Here is a 21,283-nt window from a genome sequence, read left to right as displayed (position 1 = left end):
TTCATGGACGTGGTCGAGTTCACCCCGGAACGCGAGCAGTACGCCTGGACCTTCGGCGGGGTCGACCCCATCATGCGGATCGCGCCCGGCACCGCGCTGCGGCTGTGGACCGAGGACGCGTTCGGCGGGCGGCTGCAGAGCCCGCACGACCGGCCGAGCGAGAAGCTGGACATGCGGGAGGTGAACCCGCAGACGGGCCCGTTCTACGTGGAGGGCGCCGAGCCCGGTGACACCCTCGCCCTGCACTTCGTCGAGCTGGAACCGGCGCGCGACTGGGCCGCGTCGGCGACCATCCCGTTCTTCGGCGGCCTCACCGCCACCGACCGCACGGCGCTGCTGCACGAACCGCTGCCCGAGCTGACCTGGATCTACCAGCTCGACCGGGAGCGCGAGGTCGTCGTGTTCGAGGCGCTGCACGGGGAGCTGCGCCTCGACCTGCCGGTCGAGCCGATGCTCGGCACCGTCGGCGTCGCCCCCGCCGGGCGCGAGGTGCGCACGTCGCTGGTGCCCGACGTGTTCGGCGGCAACATGGACACCCCCGAGATGCGCGCGGGCACCACCTGCTTCCTCGGGGTCAACGTCGAAGGCGCGCTGTTCTCCGTCGGCGACGGCCACTACCGCCAGGGCGAGGGCGAGTCCTGCGGCACGGCGGTCGAGGGCGCGATGAACGTGACCCTCATCGTGGAGCTGATCAAGGGCGGGGCGCCGCTGTGGCCCCGGATCGAGCAGGACTCGCACTACGTCGTGGTCGGCTCGTCGCGCCCGCTGGAGGACGCCTGGCGCGCCAGCCAGGTCGGCATGATCGACTGGCTGCACGAGCTGTACGGCCTGCACCGCCTCGACGCCTACCAGCTGCTCACGCAGATCAGCGAGGCGCCGCTGGCGAACGTCGTCGACGCGAACTACAGCGCCGTGACCAAGGTCGCGAAGCGGTTGCTGCCACCGGGCGAGGCCTTCGGCGGGATGCACCGCTACCTCAAGGACCAAGCCGGCACACTCTAGGGAGACCGCCATGGACCTTCAGCTCGCCGGACTCCGGGCGCTCGTCACGGGCGGCACCAGGGGAATCGGCCGCGCGATCGTCGAGGGGCTCGCCGCGGAGGGCGCCTCAGTCGCTTTCTGCGCGCGCACCGAGTCCGATGTGGAGGTTGCCGTCGCCGAGCTGACCGCCAAGGGGGCGAACGTCATCGGCGGCGCCGTCGACGTCGGCGACGGGCCGTCGCTCGCGGCCTGGGTGACCGACGCCGCCGATTCGCTCGGCGGGCTGGACATCGTGGTGACCAACGTCAGCGCGCTCGCGATCGGGCCCACGGAGGAGCACTGGCGGTCGAGCTTCGAGGTCGACATGATGCACACCGTGCGCACGGTCGAGGCCGCGATGCCGTTCCTGGAACAGAGTTCCGCGCCCTCGGTCACGGTGGTGTCGAGCGTGTCCGCCCGCGAGATCGACTTCGCCCATGCGGCGTACGGCTCGATGAAGGCCGCACTGGTGCACTACGCGCAGGCACAGGCGTATCAGCTGGCGGGCAAGGGAATCCGGGTGAACAGCGTCTGCCCCGGCAACACCCTCTTCGAGGGCGGCGTGTGGAACCAGATCCAGGACGGCGACCCGGCCCTGTTCGACGAGTCGCTCGCGCTCAACCCGACCGGCCGGATGGCCGAGCCCGCGGAGATCGCCTACCCGATCGTGATGCTGGCCAGCCCGCGGGCGAGCTTCGTCACCGGGACCAACGTGGTCGTCGACGGCGCGCTCACCCGCGGGGTCCAGCTCTAGGGTCGCGCCTCGTCGTCGTGCACCGTCAGGTGGGCGAAGTCCTGGCCCACCACCGCGTTCGTCGCCGCGACCACGAACACCTTGTACACGGTGTCGGCCGTGGCCTCGGTGACGGTGTCGATGAGCGGGATCCGCACCTGCGCGGTCAGCCGTCCCGGCGGGATGACCACCTGCTGGGCGGCGTTGGCGACCTGAGTCCCGGTTCCGGCCAGCGCCTGCACGCCGGCCGTCACCGGTTCGCGGCTGCGGCCGGACAGCTGCAGGGTGACCGTGGCCGTGCCGTCGCCCTCGCCGGCCGCACTGCCCACAATGGACACCCGTGGCAGCCGGCTCGGTCCGCCGGCGCCGGCCGCGAAGCTCTGGAACGCCACGTCCGACAGGAAGACCCCGCCCGACGGGCTCGCGGTCGAGACCAGGATCTTCCGGATGTCGTGGGTGTTCACCTGCTTCAGCTGCGACACCGGCCACCGCACGGTCTGCAGCCACGTCTTCGGCAGCAGGGTTCCGCTGCCCGGCAACGGGTCCAGCGCATCGCCGAGGCCGGACACCGCCGCCGACCGCGTGTGCCCGGCGCCGTCCACGACGGTCAGGGTCAGCTCCGCCGAAGCACTGACGTCGTCGAGCGCGGCACGCATCGTCAGCGCGTCGTACCTGGCCACATTGGACTGTCCCTTCGGGACTTCGATGCTCATCGTCGCCGGTGACGTCCAGCTCAGGTGCAGCAACGGCGTCGCGGTGACGTTGGTCCCGTAGTTGGCCGGGGTGAACGACGGGAAGTGCGCCGTGGCCGTGGAACCGGTGCACGAGGGCCGCCCGCTCTGCGGCGACCGCCCGCCCATGCTGGCGCAGTACTGGCCGAACGGCTGCCGCACGTTCGCCGACGGGGCCTGTAGCGGCGCGACGTCGAGGCGCTGTGACGACGGTGTCTGGCTCTCCTGCAGCACCGTGGCCGTGCCGACGGTCGCGGTGCCGCCGTCGAACATGGGCGAGAACGCCGTTTCGTGCCCCATCACCAGCCGGAAGAAGCCCGCGATGTAGTCCACGCCGACCTGGTACTGCTGTTCGGCGGTGAGCCTGGTCGTGGTCGGCGCGCTCGGACCGCAGGTCGGGTCGGCCGTGCAGGGGCTGCCGGTGTCGGCGCAGTTCTGGGGGCCGCGGTTCTCCGAGCCGGAGATCGTCCAGTCGATGATCGACTACCAGGCCCACTTCCCCGACTACCACTCGGCCGCGCCAGCCGACCCGATGGCGCCGGCCCCCGGCGCCGCGCCGAAGCTCGCGCCCACCGTGGTCCCGCACGACGACCCGACGAACGACCCGGTCCTGGGTGAGCAGGCCGTGCGGAAGGCGCTGACCCGATGAGCGTCGAAGAGCCCATCCGGTTCCTGACCGTCGCGTTCGGCACCCCGGCCGACATCGGCTTCCTGCCCCGGACCCCCACCGGCGCCGAGGGCGAGCTGCTGACGGTCGGCTGGGCCGCCAAGCTGGGCACGTCGTTCCTGCCCTACGACCCCGCGGACGCGGAGGCCGGCGACCCGCGACGCTGACCTCGGCGGTGGGGCCCGCGCTCGTCATGATGACGGCGTCGGCCCCACCCGGTGTCGTGACACGCCGCCACCCGGCAAGGCCCTGCTCGGACGCCCCCTCGGCGTCCGAGCAGCGGGGTCTCACAGCATCGAGCGCAGCCTCGTCAGCGCCCGGTGCTGTGCGACCCGCACCTGCCCCGGCGTCAGGTCCAGCACCATCGCGGTCTCCGCGGCCGAGAGCCCCGTCGCCACCCGCAGGAGCACGATGTCCCGGTCGAGCGGCGACAGGATCGGCAGCAGGCCCATCAGGTCCGACGCCGCACCCACCGGCGGACCACCGGGCACGAGCTCGTCGACGGTCCTGGTCGCGACCGAGTACAGCAGGCGCAGGAACGGCCCGCCGGTGTAGCCGGGCACGGCGGCGAGCACCGCCCGCCCCGCTTCCGCGGCCACCTCGTCCGCCTCGCGATAGGACGAGCCGCGCCGTCCCAGCCGCGCCCGGCAGTAGCGGACCAGCACGGGCGCGACCTCCGCCAGCAGCCTGCCGACGAACTCCGGGTTCCCGGTGGCGGCGCCGCGCGCGAGCCGGTCCAGCGGGGACTCCGGCTGGGTCGATGCTGTCGCCGAATCGCCCGTCGCCTGGCTGCCCACGGTCAATCGGTGGTCGTCGGGTTCATCCTGACGATGCCGAACGCCGCGCCCGCCGGGTCGCTGACCACGGCGAACCGGCCCACCGGGATGTCCGTCGGCGGCACGCTCACCTGCCCGCCGAGCCCGGCGGCGTCGGCCACGGTGGCGTCGGCGTCCTCGACCGCGAAGTAGGCCAGCCAGTGCGGTGGCACCTCCGGCGGCCAGTTGTCGTCCATCGGCATCATGCCGGCCATCTGCTGCCCGGCCAGGCTCCACGTCGTGTAGTCGGCCTCGCCCATCGCCTGCCGCTCCGGCTCCCAGCCGAAGACCGCCTGGTAGAAGCTGTTCGCCGCCTCCGGATGCCGGGTCATCAGCTCGTTCCAGCACAGCGCGCCGGGCTCGGTCACCAGCCCGGCACCGGCGAACTCGCCGGCCTGCCACACCCCGAAGGCCGCGCCCGCCGGGTCGGCGAAGATCGCCATCCGGCCCGAACCCGGGATGTCCATGGGCTCGACGAACACCTGCCCGCCCGCGGCGGTGATCGCCTTCGTCGCGACATCGGCGTCGGTGACCGACACGTAGCTCGTCCAGTTCGGCGGTATCCCCGGATCCTGGGCCGGGCCCAGTCCGGCCACCGGCCTGCCCCGGAGGTGGCACATCCGGTACCCGCCGAACTCGGGCCCCTGGTCCACCACCTCCCAGCCGAACAGCCCCGAATAGAACCGCGCCGCCCCCTCGACGTCCGGTGTGGTCAGGTCGACCCAGCACGGTGTGCCGGGCTCGTACCCCGTCTTCTCCACCACTGCAGCACCTCTTTCGGTTCCACGCCACGCCCTCCCCGTCGAGAATCGCTTTTCGACCCGGGTTCCGGTTAGGGCCTAAAGGCCTCTATCGGTGATCCGCCGGTGACGGCGGCCGAGGCCGCGGCACCCCCGTTCTGCTCCACTGTGGACTGGCGGGGTGGCGCGAAAGCGCGGCACGACAGCGGGAAGTGACGAGAAGTTCGTCCATCCGGTTACTTGTCAGTCCCGCCGGACCGTCCGTACCCTCAACCGAGGGTGATGGACATGACACGCGAAGTGATGATCGACCTGCTGCCCGCCCTGCTGCGCCGCGCGGTCCGGGTGGTTCCCGCGCAGGAGGACGAGGACAGCGGCGCACCGCGGCACGCCGGGCTCGCCCGGCTGGCCGAAAGCGGCCTGCTGCACCGGGTGGCGGCCGGCTACTACGCGGTGGTGCCCAGCGACCGGATCGGCCAGTCCTGGCAGCCGGACCTCGAGTCCGTGGCGTGGGGCATCGCCGCCGCGGACGACGGGCCGCGCTCGGTCGCGCTGATGGGCCTGTCCGCGGCACACGCGCACGGCGCCTTCGAGACCTCGCCCGGCGTGGCCGTCGTCGCCACCACCCGCAACCGGCCGTCCCTGCGGCTGGCCGACCGCGAGGCCACCGTCTCGTTCGTGCGCCGCGACCCGCGGCGGCTGAAGATCGAACGGCACACCAGCACGCTCGGCTCCGGCTGGGTGACCACGATCGAGCAGACCCTGCTCGACCTGGCGGCGTACCCGCAGCTGGGCGGCAGGCCCGACCTCGCCGAGGACGGGATCACCGCGCTGCTCGACAAGGCCGACCCGCATATCCTCTACAGCCTCGCGAGCGCCCAGCGCCGCCTCGGCGCGCTGGACCGCATCCTGCTGCAGGTCTGAGGAAGCCTCACCGGGCGAAGTGCCGGCGGACGTCCCGCCACACCGAGTCGTAGTACGGCTGCCGGTGCGCGGCCGAGCGCGCCTGCTCGGTGGTGACGAGCGGCCAGCGGGTCTCGAACATGAAGGCGAGCGTGTCGTCGATCTTCTGCGGGACCAGCTCCTGCGCGCTCGCCCTGGCGAACGTCTCGGCGTCCGGCCCGTGCGCCGACCACATGTTGTGCAGGCTCGCGCCGCCCGGCTCGAAGCCCTCGGCCTTCGCGTCGTAGACCCCCTTGACCAGGCCCATGAACTCGCTCATCACGTTGCGGTGGTACCAGGGCGGGCGGAAGGTGTCCTCGCCGACGAGCCAGCGCGGCGCGAAGATGACGAAGTCCGCGTTCGCCTGCCCGGGGGTGTCGCTCGGCGAGGTCAGCACCGTGTAGATCGACGGATCGGGATGGTCGAAGCTGACCGTGCCCATGACGTTGAACCGGGCGGTGTCGTACTTGTAGGCCGCGTGGTTCCCGTGCCACGCCACGACGTCCAGTGGCGAGTGGTCGTAGTCCGCGGCCCACAGCCTGCCGCCGAACTTCTGCACGACCTGCACGGTCTCCTCGCGGTCCTCGAACGCCGCGACCGGGTACAGGAAGTCGCGCGCGTTGGCCAGCCCGTTCGCGCCGATCGGGCCCAGCTCCGGCAGCTCGAACGGCCGGCCGTAGTTCTCGCACACGTACCCGCGCGCCCGCCCGTCCGGCAGCTCGACCCGGAACCGCACGCCGCGCCCGATCACCGCGACCTCGCCCGGGTCGGCCCGCAGCCGGCCGTACTCGGTGTGCAGCAGCAGGCCGCCCAGCTCCGGGACCAGCAGCAGCTCGCCGTCGGCGTCGACGAAGTAGCGGTCGTCCATCGGCTTCGTCGCGAGGTACCAGTGCACGCCGATGCCGGCCCGCTGCAGGACGTCGCCGTTGGCGCCGACGGTGTACAGCCCGTCGACGAAGTCCGTCGGCTCCTCGGGCAGCGGCGGCGCGCTCCAGCGCAGGCGGTTCGGGTCGGCGACGCCGTCGGCAACCGGCGCGCTGCGCAGCATCCCGTCGGCGTGGGGCAGGAACGGCGGGTGCGCCGCGGACGGGCGGATGCGGTAGACCCAGCTGCGGCGGTTGTGCGCACGGGGCTCGGTGAACGCGGTCGCGCTGTGCTGTTCGGCGTAGAGCCCGAGCGGCGCGCGCTGCGGCGAGTTCCGGCCGACCGGCAACGCACCCGGCACGGCCTCGCTGTGGTGCTCGTTGCCGAAGCCGGCCGAATAGCCGAGCTTGCTGCCCGTCCGGGTCCCGGACTCGATCGTGCCGGTCATCGCACACACCCCCGTCCTCTCGCCTCCAGCCTGCTGCGCGGCCCCGGCCCGGTCAACCCGGGTCGATCTAGAGTGGTGCCGTGGTGACGATCTCGAGCGGTGAGCTCCGGGGAGCGGTCGCGGAGTCCGGGCTGACCGTGTTCCGCGGCGTCCCGTACGCGCGGGCGGCGCGGTTCGCCCCGCCCGGTCCCGTCGAACCCTGGACCGGCGTCCGGGACGCGACCGAGCACGGCGAGATCAGCCCGCAGCCGCCGTTCCGGATCGGCTCGGTCACCGGGATGCCCGAGGAGGGCCTGCGCCACGGCGAGGACTGCCTGAACCTCACGATCGTCACCCCCGCCGCAGACGGGCGCAAACGCCCGGTCCTCGTGTGGCTTCCCGGTGGCGCCTACGTCACCGGCGCCGGGTCGCTCGCCTTCTACGACGGGCAGCGGCTCGCCGCCGAGGGCGACGTGGTCTTCGTCGGGGTGAACTACCGGCTCGGCGCGCTCGGCTACCTCAAGCTCGACGGCGTGTCCCCCGGCAACCTGGGGTTGCTCGACCAGCTGGCCGCACTGCGGTGGGTGCGGGACAACATCGAGCGCTTCGGCGGCGATCCCGGGCAGGTCACACTGTTCGGGCAGTCGGCGGGAGCGCACTCGATCGCCTGCCTGATGGCCATGCCCGCGGCCGACGGGCTGTTCCGGCGGGCGATCCTGCAGAGCGCGCCGATGGCGATGAAGATCGCGAAGCCCGCGCGGGCGCGGCGGGTCGCCCGGTACTTCACGCGGGCGCTGCGCACCGATCCGCGCACCGCGGGCATCGGGGAGATCCTGGCCGCCCAGCAGCAGGCGATCGTCCGCGCGGCGGGCCCCGGCGGGCTGTACTCGGTGCCACCGTTCTGCCCGGTAGCGGAGACCGACCCGCTGCCCGGCGTCGCCGGGTGGCTTCCGGCCGCGGTGCGGCGGGCCCGCGACGTCGACGTCATCATCGGCACCACCAGGGCCGAGATGAACACGTTCCTCAACGGGAAACCGGGAGTCACGCAGCTCGAAGCGATCCCGTTCCTCGGCGGCGCGGGCACGGCCGCGGCGAAGACCGCCATCACCCGCTGGATGTTCGACGCGCCGTCACGGCGGTTCGCCGACGCACTCGCCGCGGCGGGCGGGCGCGTGTTCACCTACCGGTTCGACTGGGCCGCGCCGGCTTCCGGGTTCGGCGCCTGCCACTGCATCGAGCTGCCGTTCCTGCTGGGCGACCGCGAAGCGTGGGCAGGCGCGCCCATGCTCGCCGGCGTGGAATGGGACGGTATGGCCGAACTCGGGCGCGCATTGCGTGGCGCGTGGCTCTCCTTCGCGAAGACCGGTGAGCCTTTCCTTGGCTGGCAACGACATTCGCCACGCGCGCCGTTCGGGTACACCTGGGCGGAAATTGGTCCGGACCGAGAGTCTCGCCTCGGCCGCACCGCCGGAGTAGGGTGACGGGCGCCCCGCCGCCGACATCCGAAGGTTGTGCCATGGGAGTTCCCGGCCGCTGGCTGCAAGTCGTGCTCGCCATCGCGCTCGGCGGGCTGTTCGCACTGACCGGCACCCCGCACGCGCAGGGGCTTTCCCCGCGCCAGCAGGCCGGCCAGCGCGTCATCTACTCCTATCCGGGCCTGACGCCACCGCAGAGCCTGCTCGACCGCATCCGCGCGGGCGAAGCGGCGGGCGTGATCTTCTTCGGCGAGAACATCTCCGGCAGCGCGCAGATCGCGGGCGTGATCAAGCAGCTCGACGACGCCAACGCGCAGAGCCCGGTGCACGCGCCGTTGCTGCTGATGACCGACCAGGAGGGTGGCCAGGTGCGGCGGCTGCCCGGCGAGCCCACGCTGTCGGAGAAACAGGTCGGGCAGGCGGCCGACCCGCCCGCCGCCGCGACGCAGGCGGGCACGGGCGCCGGGCAGAACCTCAAGGGCGTCGGGATGAACGTCAACCTCGCCCCGGTGCTCGACGTCTACCGCCAGGAAGGCGACTTCGACGACCATTACGGCCGCTCGTACAGCAAGAACCCGGCGGAGGTGGCGGCACTGGGCGAGGCGTTCGTCCGCGCGCAGCAGCAGACCGGCGTCGCGGCCACGGCGAAGCACTTTCCCGGGCTGGGTTCCGCGGCCACGGACCAGAACACCGACACCGCGCCGGTGACCCTCGACGTGCCGCTGCAGACCCTGCGGAACGTCGACGAAACGCCTTATCCGGCGGCGTTCTCCGCCGGGGTCAAGCTGGTCATGGTGTCGTGGGCGACCTATCCGGCGCTCGACCGCGCCCATCCCGCCGGGCTGTCGCCGGCGGTGGTCCGCCAGGAGCTCCGGCAACGGCTGGGCTTCGCCGGGGTGACGATCACCGACGCGCTCGAAGCGGGCTCGCTGCAGGCGTTCGGCACCACGGGTCAGCGCGCGGTGGCCGCCGCCTCGGCCGGGATGGACCTGATCCTGTGCTCCGCCCGCGATGTCGCCCAGGGCGACGAGGCCGCGGACGCCCTGGTGAGCGCGGTCCAGTCGGGTGGGCTGGACCAGGCGGACTTCACCGCAGCGGTGGACCGGGTTTCGGCCCTGCGCAACGGACTCTGAGCGGCACAGCGGCCCCGCGCCGGACGGCTCCTGCCTGACGCCGCGTTACTCGCCGCGGTCCTGGCGCTCGGCCAGGAACCGCTCGAACTCCGCGCCCAGCTCCTCCGCCGTCGGCATCTGCGCGGCCTCCTCGGCGAGCAGGTTCTTCTTGTCCATCGCCTCGACGAACGTGTCGTACTGCTGTTCCAGCGCCCGCACGACCTCGGCGACCTCCGCCGACTCGGACACCTGGCGCTCGATTTCGGCGTCGGTGCGGCGGGCGGACTCCACGAGCGCCTCGTCCGGGATGGACAGGCCCGTCGTGCGCGAGATCGAGCCCAGCAGCGTCAGGCCCGCGCCCGGGTAGCGCGACTGCGCGAGGTAGTGCGGCACGTGGGCGGCGAACCCCGCCGCGTCGTGCCCTGCCTCCCCGAGCCGCAACTCCACCAGCGCGGCCGCGCTGCCCGGCACCTGCAGCCGGTTGAGCACCACCTGGTACTCGCCGATCAGCTCGGCCCGCGTGGCGTGTGCGGTCACCCCCAGTGGCCGGGTGTGCGGGGCGCCCATCGGGATGCCGTGGAAGTTCACCACCATCCGCAGCTCCCACCGCTCGACGAGACTGCGCACCGCCGAGGCGTAGCGCTCCCATTCGTGGTCCGGCTCCGGGCCGGTGAGCAGCAGGAACGGCGTGCCTGCCTCGTCGTGGAACAGCCGTACCACCAGCTCCGGGTCCTCGTAGCTCTCCCAGTGGTCCGCGGCAAAGGTCATCATCGGGCGCCGGGCGCGGTAGTCGAGCAGCCGGTCCACGTCGAACCGGGCGGCGACGGTGTGCTCCAGACGGGACTCCAGGTGCTCGGAGACGGACTTGCCCGCCATGCCGGCGTCCACGAACCCGTCCAGCTGGTGCAGCAGCACCGCACCCGCGAGCTCGGGAAGCTCCGAGTCCACCTCGTAGAGCTCCTCCGGATCGAACACCATAGCCTCCTGCGTCGCCTCGAGCTGTCCTTCTCCAGGATGAACGTACTGGTGCGGCGGATTCATCCCGCGACGGGCAGCCGAGGGGCAACCCCCCTACCGCACCAAAACACTGGGCCGGAAGGAGGAAACCCGACCTTATTGGCACCTTGTGATGATACTTTGAAGTTCTCCCTGTCACACAGCCGCAAGTTCGCGGCGGTTCCCGCACACAGCGTGCCGCCGCGATTTCGGGGGGATGCGAAATGAATTTGGCGGATCTGGCTCAGCGACTCCTCGCCGGGATGGCGGCGGATTCCTTCGGGGACTTCTCCCCGTCACTCTACGAAACGGCCAGGGTGGCCGTCCTCGCACCCCGCCTCGCCGGCCACGAGGGCAGAATTCGCTTCCTCCTCCGCGAGCAGGGACGCGACGGAAGCTGGGGCGGGCCGGGCGAGTACGCCCTGCTGCCCACGCTGTCGGCGACCGAAGCCCTGTTCGCCGAGCTGTCCCGGACGGCGGATCCCCAAGTGGGACAAGCGGTATCCCGGGGCCTGCAGGCGTTGTTCGACCGGCTCGAGCGCCCGGTCGCGCTGCCGGACACGGTGGCCGTGGAGCTACTGGTGCCGTGGCTGGTGGCCGCGCTCAACACCCGGCTCGCCGAACTCGAGATGAAACCGTTGCCAGAATTGGAGATCTGGCGTTACGGAAGACGGCTACCCTGTCCGCCGGGAACGTATCCCGAAATCCTCCTGCAGCTACGGGAAGCGGTCGAGCAGGGCGCCACGCTGCCCGAAAAGCTCTGGCACTCTTTGGAGATGCTGGGTCCCGCCGCACAGGGCGCATCCTTCGTGCGGGCCGGCCGGTTCGGCGTGGGCTGCTCGCCCGCCGCGACCGCGGCCTGGTTCGGAAACGAGGCGACGCAAGGAAATCCGCATCCGGGCGTGCGCTACCTCGAGCACGTGCAGGCCCGGCACGGCGGCCCGGTCCCGGTCGCCGCGCCGCTCGACGTGTTCGAACGCGCCTGGGTGCTGGCCACGTTCACCGACGTCGGCCTGCCCGTCACGGTCGCGCCCGAGCTGGTCGACGGGCTGCGTGCCGCGTTCGGCGAGTCCGGTGTGGCCGGTGGCGCGGGCCTGCCCCCGGACGCCGACGACACCTCGACGGCGTTGCACGCGCTGGCGAACCTCGGCGTGCCGTATCCATTGGACTCGCTGTGGGGGTACCACGTCGACCAGCACTTCAGCACCTTCCCCGACGAGCGCACACCGTCGGTGACGACGAACGCCCACGTCCTGCAGGCGCTCGCCGCACAACCCGGCGGTGACCGCCGCACGGCGGACGCGATGGTGGGCCTGACCGAGTGGTTGTGCGGGCAGCAGCACGCGGACGGCAGCTGGACCGACAAGTGGCACGCGTCGCCGTACTACGCCACCGTGACCTGTGTCGTGGGGCTGGCAGCGTGCGGTGAGAGCACGGCGGCGGCCCGCAAGGCGGTGCGGTGGGTGCTGGACACCCAGCACGCCAACGGTTCCTGGGGCTTCTGGGACGGCACGCGGGAGGAGACCGCGTACGCGGTGCAGATCCTGTTGCGCGCCAAGGCGGTGCGGCTGGACCCCGCGATCGGGCAAGCGGCTGCGCGCGGCTGCGCGTTCCTGCTCGAAACCGGCGACGCCCCGTGCCCGCCGCTGTGGCACGACAAGGATCTCTACACCCCCGCGCGGATCATCCGCGCGGAGAGCATCGCGGCGCTGCACGTGGCCGGCACCCATCCGCTCCTCGCCGCCCGCATCGCCCGCCTGCACGACGAACGCTCGGAACGGACGGCATGATGAACCGCACGGAGTTCCAGCTGGCCTTCCGCACCCTCCGCTTCCTCGACGCGCACGCCGACCTGCCGCAGGGGTCGCTGCCCCAGCGGACGGAGCCCGAACAGCGTTACCTGGTCTGGGATCCCGCGGCGATCGGCGAGCTCTTCCGGGCCGATCAGCGCCTGGGCCATCCGGGCAGCCGGTCGTTCCGGCCGCTGCTCGGACCGCGATCGCTGCTGTGGCAGGAAGGCCCGCGGCACCTGGCGTACCGGCGGGTGCTGGGCACCCCGTTGCGCGGCCGCCAGCTGCGGGACTACCGCGCCGTGATCGCGGGAACCGTGCACGCGGCGCTCGATGGCCTGCGGCCCGGCGACACCATCCGGGTCTCCGACTGGACCCGGCGGGTCGCGCTTCGCATCATGGCCACCATCGTGTTCGGACACGCGGACGACGAACTGCTGGTGCCGTTCGCGCGGTGGATGGACCGGGCACTGGGCTCGCGGTACCGCACGCTCGCCTATCGCTACCTTCGCGGCGGTCTTCCCCTGCTGGACAAGGAGACCGAAGCACTCCTGGTGGCCACCGCGAGAACCGCCGCGCGGGAGAATCCCGCGACACTGGCCGGAAAGCTCCTCGCCGACGACGGCCCGTTCCCGGATCTCGACGACGGTGAGTTGCGGGACCAGCTGGTGTCCCTGCTCTTCGCCGGACACGAGACGACCGCTTCCACGGCGGCGTGGGCCCTGTTCTGGCTGGACCGCGAGGACGCCCTGCGCGACCGCGTGCTCGCCGAGCTGGCGGCCACGAGCGACGACGGGTTCTCCGCCGAGCAGGTGCCGGTGCTGCACGCGGTGGTACAGGAGACCCTTCGGATAACCCCTCCGGTTCCCGCCGCCGGGAACCGGGTGCTGCCCGAAAGCTGTCCGCACCACGGGAACGAGCTCCCCGCCGGCACCGTCCTGACCCCGAGCATCTACCTCGCGCATCACCGTGCGGAGTCCTTTCCGGACCCGCACCGGTTCGACCCGGACCGGTTTCTGCGGGGGCGGGTGCCCGCCGACCGCTACTTCCCGTTCGGCGGCGGCACCCGGCACTGCCTGGGCAGCCAGCTCGGGCAGCTCGAGGTCCGGATGCTCGTGGCCGCGCTGCTGCGCCGGCGGGAATTACGGTGCGTGAATCCCTCCGCCGGAGTCCCGCAATTACGGGGACACGCCATGGCGCCCTCGCCGAAATTGCGGATGAGGGTTCTCTCGTGCCGCGATTAGCCACGCGACCCGCGTGCCGCGATTTCGTCGTCCTGCACCGGCTGCAATTCCCGCTGCCGGTCAATTACGTCTGCTACGCCGTTTGGGGCTGCCTCTTCGCCGATCCCACCCTCGCGAGCCTGCTCGCCCCTCCCGCCCTGCTCGCGATCGCGGCGAACCTGCTGCTCATCGTGGCGCCGCTGGCGCTGAACGTCGCCGTCGACATGGCGACCGACCGGCAGCACGCCGAAAAGGGCTACCTCGCGGGTGCGGCAGGACGGTTCGGGCCCTCTCGCGCGCTCAACTGGGCTGGCGCGGAGATGATCCTGGCGCTGGCCGCGGTCCTCGCCATCGGGGTGGGCTGGGGGCGGTGGCTACCGTTCGCCACGGCCGAGGCCATCGTGCTCGCCCAGCTGCTGTACAACGTCGAGCCCACCCGGCTCAAACGTCGCGGGCTCGCGGGCTCGATCGCCTTCGGCGTGGCGTCGATGGGACTGCCCTGCCTGCTCGGGTACACGGCCGTCACAGCCGCGGTACCCGCCTCCGTGTGGCTGATCGTCGTCGGCGCCGGGGTCCTCTCGACCGGGCGGACGGCGTGGTGGGCGTTGCCCGACGAAGCCGCCGACACCGCGACCGGCATCCGCACACCGACCGTCCGGTACGGGCAGGCCCCCACTCTCGCGCTCGCCTGCGCCATCATGCTCGCCGGGCTGGGTCTGCTGGGCTGGGGACTGTGGCGTCGTTACGGGGCATGGAGCCTGCTCGGCATCGCGGCCCATGCCGCGTTCCTGGGGCTCGCACTGGCACAGCTGCCATCGGCACTGCGGGGCACTCCCCCGCGGGCGAAGACCATGCTCAGGCGCACCCTGCCCGTGGCCACCCTGGGCGAAGTGCTGATCGCGGTCGTGCCGCTGGTCGCCTAGCGCTTACGGCCGAGGCCCGCGTACATGTGCGCCAGTTCGGGGTTGCGGCCCACCTCGTCCTGGGTCTGCGGATGCCACAGCAGCACCGGGACCACGCCGGGGTCGACGAGCTCGAGACCGGTGAAGAACGCTTCGAGCTCCTCGCGCTCCCTCAGCGTGACCGCTGGCGGCTGCCCGAACATCCGGCTGAACATGTCGAGCCCCTCGCGCAGCTGCGAGTCCTCTCCGCAGTGCGACAGGCCGACGAAACTACCCGCGGGCAGCGCGTCCGCGTAGGCGGCGACGAGCGCCCCGGGGTCGGCGGAGTCCGGCAGGTAGAGCAACGTCTCGATGGCCAGCAGCCCGACCGGCTCGGAGAAGTCGATCAGCGCGCGCATGGCGGGCTCGCCGAGCACCAGGTCGCGATCGCGGATGTCGGCCTGCAGGTACGCGACCTGGTCGTTGCCCGCGAGGATCTCCCGGCTGTCGCTGACGACCGCCGGGTCCAGGTCGACGTAGACGACGTGGCACCGCGGGTCGAGCGCCTGCGCGACCTCGTGCAGGTGCCGCTGCGTCGGGATGCCGGAGCCCAGGTCCACGAACTGCCGGACGCCCTGGTCGAAAAGGTACTTGGTCATCCGCCCGGTCAGCGCCCTGGAGGCGCGGACCAGGTAGGGGATGTGCGGGGCGCACAGCTCGATGCGCCCGGCGTACTCCCGGTCGTCCTGGCCGTGGTTGGCACCTTCGAGCCAGCAGTCGTTGATCCTCGCGATGCTCGGGTGCCGGGTGCCGTCAAAGCCAGGTGCTTCGGTAGGCGATGCCACTGCAGGTACGCCTCCTCGAGGTCCGCTCCACCGATCGGGGCTGATCTTCAGTCACCGAGGTGAGCGATTCTACTGCGATCTGCCGCGGTATGGCGCGGTGAGTATGTCGGAGTTCTTCAACCGACCGATCGAGGGAAAGGGGCTCCCCGACTGCCGAACGGTGCTGACAGCGCGTGACCAGGCGTTTCACTCACCCGAGTGGCGGCGAGGGCCTCGATATCAACCGGCCGGACCCGGCAGCAGCCGCCCGCAAGATCGGCTCCGGCCACCCGATCGGGCGTGAAGCGGGACCGGCCGGCCCAGCGGCGACCCGCCGCGTCCCACTCCTCGCCGCTGTTCGGGTAGGCGATCACCGGCTTGCCGCTGACCTCCCGCGCCACCGGGATGGCCCGTGCGGCGTCGTCCGGGTCGCAGCAGTTGACCCCGACCGCGACGACGTCGTCCCGCCCGGCGGCGACCGCGAACGCCTCGGCGAGCGGCTGACCGGCCCGCGTCCGGTCCCCGGCGATCGTGTAGGACAGCCACGCCGGCACGCCGAGCCCCTCGACCGCCGCCAGCAGCGCGACCGCTTCGTCGACGTCCGGCACCGTCTCGAGCGCGAGCACGTCCGGCCGCGCCTCCGCGAGCGCCGCCGCCCGCGGCCGGTGGAACGCCGTGAGCCCGGCGACGCTCAACCCGTAGCGGCCGCGGTACTCCGAACCGTCCGCGAGCGTCGCGCCGTATGGTCCGACGGACGCCGCGACCCACCGCGGACCGTCCACTCTGGTGCCCGCTTTCCTGGCCAGCTCGACACTTCTGTGCAACAGCGCGACGGTCTGCCGGGCATCGAAGCCGCGTGCGGCGAACCCGGCGAAGCTCGCCTGATAGCTCGCCGTCGTCGCGATCCGCGCGCCCGCGCGGAAGAACGCCTCGTGCACCGCGACGATCTCCTCCGGGTCGTCGGCCAGCAGCCGCGCCGACCACAGCTCGTCGGACAGGTCGTGACCACGGGCTTCGAGTTCGGTGGCCAGCCCGCCGTCCAGCACGGTCATCGCGGCGGGCCCGCGCGCAGCAGGACGAGCTCCCGGAACCACAGGTCCGCCAGGATGTCGAGCATCCGCTCGCGGTCGTGCTCGACGCCGCGCACGAGCCAGTGGTAACACAGCCGTTCGAGCTGGAGCACCAGCAGCGACGCGCGGGTAAGCCCGACCTGTTCGTCCGCCCCGGTCCAGGCGACGAAGAAGGGCTCCAGCTGACGGGCCGCGCCGACGATCCACTGGTAGTGCCGCGCCGCGACCGACGGGTCCGCGCCCATCGCGTGGTTGACCGCCTCGACCTCGACCCGGTAGTGCACCCAGAACCCGAGCACGTGCTCGTTCAGCCACCCGCGCACGAGCTCGCGGCTCGGCTCGGGGAATTCCGTGACCCGGCGGTAGATCGCGGCACCGGCGGGCAGTGTCCGCTCGAACAGGCAGGCCGCGATGTCGGCCTTGTCCCGGAAGTGCGCGTAGAACGTCGCGCGGCTGCCGTTGGCCGCTTCGACGATGTCCGCCACGGTGGCGTCGTGGTAGCCGAGACGCTCGAAAACCGCCCGGGCACAGACGAGATAGCGCTCGTGCGCCTCGCGCCACTGCTGCTCGCGGAAGGCGTTGCGGGCCGGGGCCACCGCACCGGAAGTCACGGGTTCCATGGTAATGCCGGGAAAACCCGGCCGCCGGGTAACGGGCAACTCTATCCTTTGTGGACGTCGATGACGGCGAACTGCCTGGTCGCGGAGGCCGCCCCTGCGCGGTCTCCGCAGCACCAGACCGCGGCAACACCACACCGGCCACACCTCGTCCCCACCGGCGGCGGCCGGCCGCGCGGCGGTGGGGCGGCACCCGGCGCCGGGGATCGGCCCGGGACAAGGAGTCATCCCGGCGACGAGTGCCTGTGTCTAGGCTGAACGATGGAATTCGTCACGCATACGAACTGCTGTTGCACTTTCGGTGTACTTGTACCGCCTCTGGCGAGTTAACCTCATCGGGTGGCCTCCGGGGACCCCAACCAGGTCGCCGCGACCGCGCACCACTGGAGTGGGCGCGAGGCGCGGCTGCTGAGGCATGCCCTGCGCCTGTCGGTCCGCGCCTTCGCCGGCTACCTCGGCGTCGCGGCCCGGACGGTCGCCAAATGGGAGTCCGGTGGCACCGCCACCGTGCCGCGGCCCGACACCCAGGCGATCCTCGACACCGCGCTCTCCCGCGCCGACCCCGACGCCCGGCGGCGGTTCGACGTGCTGGTCCGGCAGCCGGACGAGGGCGCCGCCGCCCCGGCCCCGGTGACCGGCTACGACTACGACGCCTGGTCCGACGACCTCGACCGCACGATGGCCTCGCTGGGCCGCCAGGAGTTCCCACTGGCCCGCACCCTGCTGGACCGCTGGCTACGCCGTTACCACCCCAACAGCAACGACACCCGCGGGATGTACCTCTACGGCCGCTCGCTGCGCCTGCTCGGCGACGTGCAGCAGGACCAGGGCGTCATCCGCGGCCCGGCGTCGGCCGAGCAGACCTACCGCAAGGCGCTGCGCGTCTTCACCGAGCTGGGCACCCCGCGCCGGGTGGCGCAGATCGAGCTCAAGCTCGTCGTGCTCGAGGAGATGGCGGGGCGGCTCGAGACCGCCGCCCGCCACTACGAGTCGCTCACCGCCGACGAGCGGCTGAGCGAGCACGACCGCACCCGCGCCCGGCTGTGGATCGGGACGGCGCTGAGCAAGCGCGGGCTCAACGAGTCGGCGACCCGGCACATCGTGCCCGCGATCCATGACTTCGAGACGATGGAAGAGCCCGAGGACTGGTCGGTCGCCCACCAGAAGCTCGCGCTGGCCCACCGCGGGGCCGGCGACCTCGGCGCCGCCGCCCAGGCCATCGACGTCGCGCTGACCCACCGCGTCAACGACACCCCGCTGCAGAAGGTGCGCCTGGACACCGCCCACGCGCACATCCTGCTGTCCGACCGCGCGACCGCGGGCAACGGGCTCACCATTCTCGACCGGTGCGCCCGCATTTCCACCAGGTTCGGTCTGCTGCACCAATTGCAGAGTATCGACGGAATTCGCCGCGCTTTCGAGCGGCAGGCGTGAGAACCGGTACCGGCACGAATGCGGAAAGAAGTCATCGATCGCACCTGGACGGATGCGGAAACCATCTGGCGATATCACCGGCTCGGGCACAGCCTGAAGAAATGCTGTGCCGCGGTGGCGCTCGGCTGCAACGACCTGAGCGTCGCGGCGCACGCGGCCGAGCTGTACCACCGCGGCCTCTTCCCGGTCGTGGTGTTCAGCGGGGCGAACAGCCGCGAAACGTTCGACACGTTCCCGCGCGGCGAGGGGGTGCACTACCGCGAGCACGCCCTCGAACTCGGGGTGCCCGAGGACGCGATCCTCGTCGAGCCGGGTGCCACGAACACCGGCGAGAACATCACCCTTTCGCGTGAAGTCCTGCGTGCCGCGGGGATTTCCGTCGATTCGGTGATGCTCGTGTCGATGCCGTACATGGAGCGGCGCGCCTACGCCACGACGCGCAAGGTCTGGCCGGACGTCGAGCCGGTGTGCGCGTCGGTGCCGCTGTCGCTGGCGGAGTACGTGCAGGCCCGTGACCACGGCACGGAGCTGATCGACATGATGATCGGCGACCTTCAACGGATCATCGAGTATCCCGGTCAGGGATTCGCGATTTCCCAGGAGATTCCCCCGTCCGTGTACGCCGCCTATCGGCGACTGGTGGCCGCCGGATTCTCGAGCCGGATGCTGTGATCGAATAAGCCTCGTGGCCGTGACCGACCCGAGATCCTGTGCCGTCCATCAACCGAATTTCTTTCCCCGTTCCGCGACACTCGCGAAACTCTTTCAGGCGGACGTGTGGGTGGTGCTGGACGACGTCCAGTTCAACGCCCGCGACTACCAGCACCGCGCGCGCCTCGCCCCGCTCCACGACCCCGCGGCGCAGCGCTGGCTGACCGTGCCGGTGCACCGTCCGCAGGGCCGTGCCAGCCGGATCGCCGAGCTGCGCCTCGCCGACCCGGACACGAGCCGGCGCCGCGTCGCCCAGCTCGTGCGGCAGTACTACGGCCGCGGCCCGCACTGGGCCTGCGTCCGCGACGCCGTCGACGAGGTGCTCGCCGCCCTCGCCCTGACCGACCGCGTCGCCGACGTGGCCGAGGTGTCCACCCGGGCCCTGCTCGCCCAGCTGGGCTGGCGGGGCGAGGTCGTGCGCAGCAGCGCCCTGCTCTCCAGCGACGAGCGCTCCGCGCGCCTGGCCGACCTGGCCGCGGCGGTCGGCGCCGACACCTACCTCTGCGGCCGCGGCGGCGCCCGCTACCTCGACGAAGCGCCCTTCGCGGCGCGCGGGCTCACCGTGCGCTATCCGCCGCAGCCCGAGCTCGCCGGCAAGGACGGGATGCGCACCCTCAGTTCGCTGTGGGCCTTCGCCGCCCTCGGCTCCGCCGCGCTGCGCGACGAACTGACCGCCGCCGTTCCCGTCTAGCCCGCACCGCGCGGCAGCGCCGCCGCGCGGCCCCTCAGGTCGCGAACCGCTCGAGCGCGCGGATCTTGTTCGTCGCGTCGAGTGCGGCGACCTTGTACGCCTCGGACAGGGTCGGGTAGTTGAACACCGCGTCCACCAGGTAGTCCACCGTGCCCCCGCAGCCCATCACCGCCTGTCCGATGTGGACGAGGTCGGTCGCGCCGGTGCCGAACACGTGCACGCCCAGCAGCGTCCGGTTCGTGGTGGACACCAGGAGCTTGAGCATCCCGTACGAATCGCCCGCGATCTGGCCGCGCGCCAGCTCGCGGTAGCGGGCCGTGCCGACCTCGTACGGCACCGCGGACGACGTCAGCTCCGCCTCCGTCGCGCCGCAGTAGGAGACCTCCGGGATCGTGTAGATGCCGATCGGCTGCAGCGCGCTCATCTCGTGCGCCGGCTCGCCGAAGGCGTGGTATGCGGCAAGGCGCCCCTGGTCCATCGAGGTCGCGGCGAGCGCCGGGAAGCCGATCACGTCGCCGACGGCGTAGATGTGCTCCACCGGGGTCCGGTAGTGCTCGTCCACCGACAGCCGGCCGCGGTGGTCGGCCGCCAGGCCCGCCGCGGGCAGGTCCAGCTCCTCGGTCATGCCCTGGCGGCCCGCGGAGTACATCACCGCGTCGGCCGGGATGCGCTTGCCGCTGACGAGCGCGGTCACGGTCGCGTTGTCGGAGACGGCGACGTTCGCGACCTTCTCCCCGAACCGGAAGGTGACCGCGAGGTCGCGCAGGTGGAACTTGAGCGACTCGACGATTTCGGGGTCGCAGAAGTCCAGCATCCGCTCCCGCTGCTCGACCACCGTGACGCGGCTGCCGAGGGCGGCGAACACCGAGGCGTACTCGATCCCGATCACCCCGGCGCCGACGACGACCAGCGAGGACGGGATCTCCTCCAGGCGCAGGATCTCGTCGGAGTCCAGCACCCGGGCCGCGTCGAAGTCGACCTGGTCCGGCCGCGCCGGGCGGGTGCCGGTGGCGATCACGATCTTCTCCCCGGTCACCGCGTGCCGGTCGCCGCGATGGGTGCCCTCCACCGCGATCGTGTGCGGGTCGGTGAACCGGGCGGTGCCGGCGAGCAGGTCGACGTGGTTGCGCAGCAGCTGCGCGCGCACGACCTGCACCTCGCGGCCGATCACGTGCTGGGTGCGGGCGAGCAGGTCGGCGATCGTGATGTCCTGCTTCACCCGGTAGCTGGCCCCGTAGAGGTCGCGCTGGTTCAGCCCGGTGAGGTACAGCACCGCCTCGCGCAGGGTCTTGGAGGGGATCGTGCCGGTGTTGACGCAGACGCCGCCGACCATGTCCTGCCGGTCGACCACGGCCACCCGCTTGCCCAGCTTCGCGGCCGCGATGGCCGCCTTCTGCCCGCCCGGGCCGGAGCCGATGACGATCAGGTCGTAGTCGTGTTCGCTCACCGGGCAAGCCTGGTCATCCGGCCTCGCCCGGCGCAAGGCCGCCGGGCGGAAACTTTACCGAACCATGGGAATG

The 21,283-nt window shown here is 71.9% G+C and carries 22 protein-coding genes; 13 read left to right on the top strand and 9 right to left on the bottom strand.

Going from position 1 to position 21,283, the window contains the following annotated elements:
• The first annotated feature begins 3 nt into the window (after positions 1-3).
• On the top strand, positions 4-1,002 hold the full coding sequence (locus LWP59_RS14410; RefSeq protein WP_144634348.1) for an acetamidase/formamidase family protein: 999 nt from the start codon (positions 4-6) through the stop codon (positions 1,000-1,002).
• Positions 1,003-1,012: 10 nt separating this feature from the next.
• Positions 1,013-1,774 (top strand): SDR family NAD(P)-dependent oxidoreductase, encoded by a 762-nt coding sequence (locus LWP59_RS14405; protein WP_144634345.1) that lies wholly within the window; start codon positions 1,013-1,015, stop codon positions 1,772-1,774.
• On the opposite strand, the gene LWP59_RS14400 is transcribed toward LWP59_RS14405, so the two are convergent.
• The gene (locus tag LWP59_RS14400) at positions 1,771-2,817 is read right to left on the bottom strand and encodes a hypothetical protein (protein WP_144634342.1); all 1,047 of its coding nucleotides are present in this window, start codon (positions 2,815-2,817) and stop codon (positions 1,771-1,773) included. The genes LWP59_RS14405 and LWP59_RS14400 overlap by 4 nt on opposite strands.
• Positions 2,818-2,842: 25 nt before the next feature.
• Between LWP59_RS14400 and LWP59_RS14395 the strand changes: the two genes are divergently transcribed.
• Together LWP59_RS14395 and LWP59_RS14390 are read left to right on the top strand one after the other, a co-directional pair.
• Positions 2,843-3,133 (top strand): hypothetical protein, encoded by a 291-nt coding sequence (locus LWP59_RS14395; protein WP_144634339.1) that lies wholly within the window; start codon positions 2,843-2,845, stop codon positions 3,131-3,133.
• Positions 3,130-3,318, top strand: coding sequence for a hypothetical protein (locus LWP59_RS14390; protein ID WP_144634334.1), 189 nt, complete (start codon positions 3,130-3,132; stop codon positions 3,316-3,318). The genes LWP59_RS14395 and LWP59_RS14390 overlap by 4 nt, the downstream gene beginning before the upstream one ends.
• A gap of 120 nt (positions 3,319-3,438) precedes the next feature.
• On the opposite strand, the gene LWP59_RS14385 is transcribed toward LWP59_RS14390, so the two are convergent.
• Both LWP59_RS14385 and LWP59_RS14380 read right to left on the bottom strand, forming a co-directional pair.
• On the bottom strand, positions 3,439-3,948 hold the full coding sequence (locus LWP59_RS14385) for a sigma factor-like helix-turn-helix DNA-binding protein (RefSeq protein WP_229857474.1): 510 nt from the start codon (positions 3,946-3,948) through the stop codon (positions 3,439-3,441).
• Between the two features lie 2 nt (positions 3,949-3,950).
• Complete coding sequence (locus tag LWP59_RS14380) at positions 3,951-4,730, bottom strand: VOC family protein (RefSeq protein WP_144634330.1); 780 nt, start codon at positions 4,728-4,730, stop codon at positions 3,951-3,953.
• A 264-nt stretch (positions 4,731-4,994) separates the two neighbouring features.
• On the opposite strand from LWP59_RS14380, the gene LWP59_RS14375 reads away from it, so the two are divergent.
• Positions 4,995-5,630 (top strand): type IV toxin-antitoxin system AbiEi family antitoxin domain-containing protein, encoded by a 636-nt coding sequence (locus LWP59_RS14375; protein ID WP_229857406.1) that lies wholly within the window; start codon positions 4,995-4,997, stop codon positions 5,628-5,630.
• Between the two features lie 7 nt (positions 5,631-5,637).
• Here the strand turns inward: LWP59_RS14375 and hmgA are convergent, their stop codons facing one another.
• Complete coding sequence (gene hmgA, locus LWP59_RS14370) at positions 5,638-6,960, bottom strand: homogentisate 1,2-dioxygenase (RefSeq protein ID WP_144634326.1); 1,323 nt, start codon at positions 6,958-6,960, stop codon at positions 5,638-5,640.
• Between the two features lie 83 nt (positions 6,961-7,043).
• On the opposite strand from hmgA, the gene LWP59_RS14365 reads away from it, so the two are divergent.
• Together LWP59_RS14365 and LWP59_RS14360 are read left to right on the top strand one after the other, a co-directional pair.
• The gene (locus LWP59_RS14365) at positions 7,044-8,420 is read left to right on the top strand and encodes a carboxylesterase/lipase family protein (protein WP_229857405.1); all 1,377 of its coding nucleotides are present in this window, start codon (positions 7,044-7,046) and stop codon (positions 8,418-8,420) included.
• A gap of 35 nt (positions 8,421-8,455) precedes the next feature.
• Positions 8,456-9,547: a glycoside hydrolase family 3 N-terminal domain-containing protein gene (locus LWP59_RS14360; protein WP_144634320.1), complete on the top strand. Its 1,092-nt coding sequence runs from the start codon at positions 8,456-8,458 to the stop codon at positions 9,545-9,547.
• A 45-nt stretch (positions 9,548-9,592) separates the two neighbouring features.
• Here LWP59_RS14360 and LWP59_RS14355 read toward each other — a convergent pair whose 3' ends face one another.
• Complete coding sequence (locus tag LWP59_RS14355) at positions 9,593-10,504, bottom strand: proteasome assembly chaperone family protein (RefSeq protein WP_144634317.1); 912 nt, start codon at positions 10,502-10,504, stop codon at positions 9,593-9,595.
• Positions 10,505-10,746: 242 nt separating this feature from the next.
• Between LWP59_RS14355 and LWP59_RS14350 the strand changes: the two genes are divergently transcribed.
• The 3 genes from LWP59_RS14350 to LWP59_RS14340 are packed head-to-tail and all read left to right on the top strand — an operon-like array spanning position 10,747 to position 14,458.
• On the top strand, positions 10,747-12,312 hold the full coding sequence (locus LWP59_RS14350) for a prenyltransferase/squalene oxidase repeat-containing protein (protein WP_144634314.1): 1,566 nt from the start codon (positions 10,747-10,749) through the stop codon (positions 12,310-12,312).
• Positions 12,312-13,556, top strand: coding sequence for a cytochrome P450 (locus LWP59_RS14345; protein WP_144634312.1), 1,245 nt, complete (start codon positions 12,312-12,314; stop codon positions 13,554-13,556). Before LWP59_RS14350 ends, LWP59_RS14345 begins: the two co-directional genes overlap by 1 nt.
• Positions 13,544-14,458 carry a UbiA prenyltransferase family protein gene (locus tag LWP59_RS14340; protein WP_186383073.1) on the top strand — a complete coding sequence of 305 codons (915 nt, stop codon included), beginning with the start codon at positions 13,544-13,546 and terminating at the stop codon, positions 14,456-14,458. Before LWP59_RS14345 ends, LWP59_RS14340 begins: the two co-directional genes overlap by 13 nt.
• Here LWP59_RS14340 and LWP59_RS14335 read toward each other — a convergent pair.
• From LWP59_RS14335 to LWP59_RS14325, 3 genes are all read right to left on the bottom strand, one after another.
• The gene (locus tag LWP59_RS14335) at positions 14,455-15,261 is read right to left on the bottom strand and encodes an SAM-dependent methyltransferase (protein WP_144634306.1); all 807 of its coding nucleotides are present in this window, start codon (positions 15,259-15,261) and stop codon (positions 14,455-14,457) included. The two genes, LWP59_RS14340 and LWP59_RS14335, sit on opposite strands and share 4 nt — an antisense overlap.
• Positions 15,262-15,377: 116 nt before the next feature.
• A complete protein-coding gene (gene mmuM, locus LWP59_RS14330) occupies positions 15,378-16,292 on the bottom strand; it encodes a homocysteine S-methyltransferase (RefSeq protein WP_144634303.1) in 915 nt (304 codons plus the stop codon).
• A complete protein-coding gene (locus tag LWP59_RS14325; RefSeq protein ID WP_229857404.1) occupies positions 16,289-16,921 on the bottom strand; it encodes a TetR/AcrR family transcriptional regulator in 633 nt (210 codons plus the stop codon). Before LWP59_RS14325 ends, mmuM begins: the two co-directional genes overlap by 4 nt.
• A gap of 345 nt (positions 16,922-17,266) precedes the next feature.
• On the opposite strand from LWP59_RS14325, the gene LWP59_RS14320 reads away from it, so the two are divergent.
• From LWP59_RS14320 to LWP59_RS14310, 3 genes are read left to right on the top strand one after another with little or no spacing between them, the layout of a single operon-like run.
• Positions 17,267-18,361, top strand: coding sequence for a helix-turn-helix domain-containing protein (locus LWP59_RS14320; protein WP_144634297.1), 1,095 nt, complete (start codon positions 17,267-17,269; stop codon positions 18,359-18,361).
• 18 nt (positions 18,362-18,379) lie between these two features.
• The gene (locus LWP59_RS14315) at positions 18,380-19,033 is read left to right on the top strand and encodes a YdcF family protein (RefSeq protein ID WP_144634293.1); all 654 of its coding nucleotides are present in this window, start codon (positions 18,380-18,382) and stop codon (positions 19,031-19,033) included.
• 13 nt (positions 19,034-19,046) lie between these two features.
• Positions 19,047-19,763: a WbqC family protein gene (locus LWP59_RS14310; RefSeq protein WP_308431699.1), complete on the top strand. Its 717-nt coding sequence runs from the start codon at positions 19,047-19,049 to the stop codon at positions 19,761-19,763.
• Between the two features lie 34 nt (positions 19,764-19,797).
• Here the strand turns inward: LWP59_RS14310 and sthA are convergent, their stop codons facing one another.
• The gene (gene sthA, locus LWP59_RS14305) at positions 19,798-21,210 is read right to left on the bottom strand and encodes a Si-specific NAD(P)(+) transhydrogenase (protein WP_186383072.1); all 1,413 of its coding nucleotides are present in this window, start codon (positions 21,208-21,210) and stop codon (positions 19,798-19,800) included.
• Positions 21,211-21,283: the final 73 nt, after the last annotated feature.

This window comes from Amycolatopsis acidiphila, assembly GCF_021391495.1.
Classification (GTDB): Bacteria; Actinomycetota; Actinomycetes; order Mycobacteriales; family Pseudonocardiaceae; genus Amycolatopsis_E; species Amycolatopsis_E acidiphila.
This window is presented reverse-complemented; position numbering and strand designations above follow the sequence as displayed.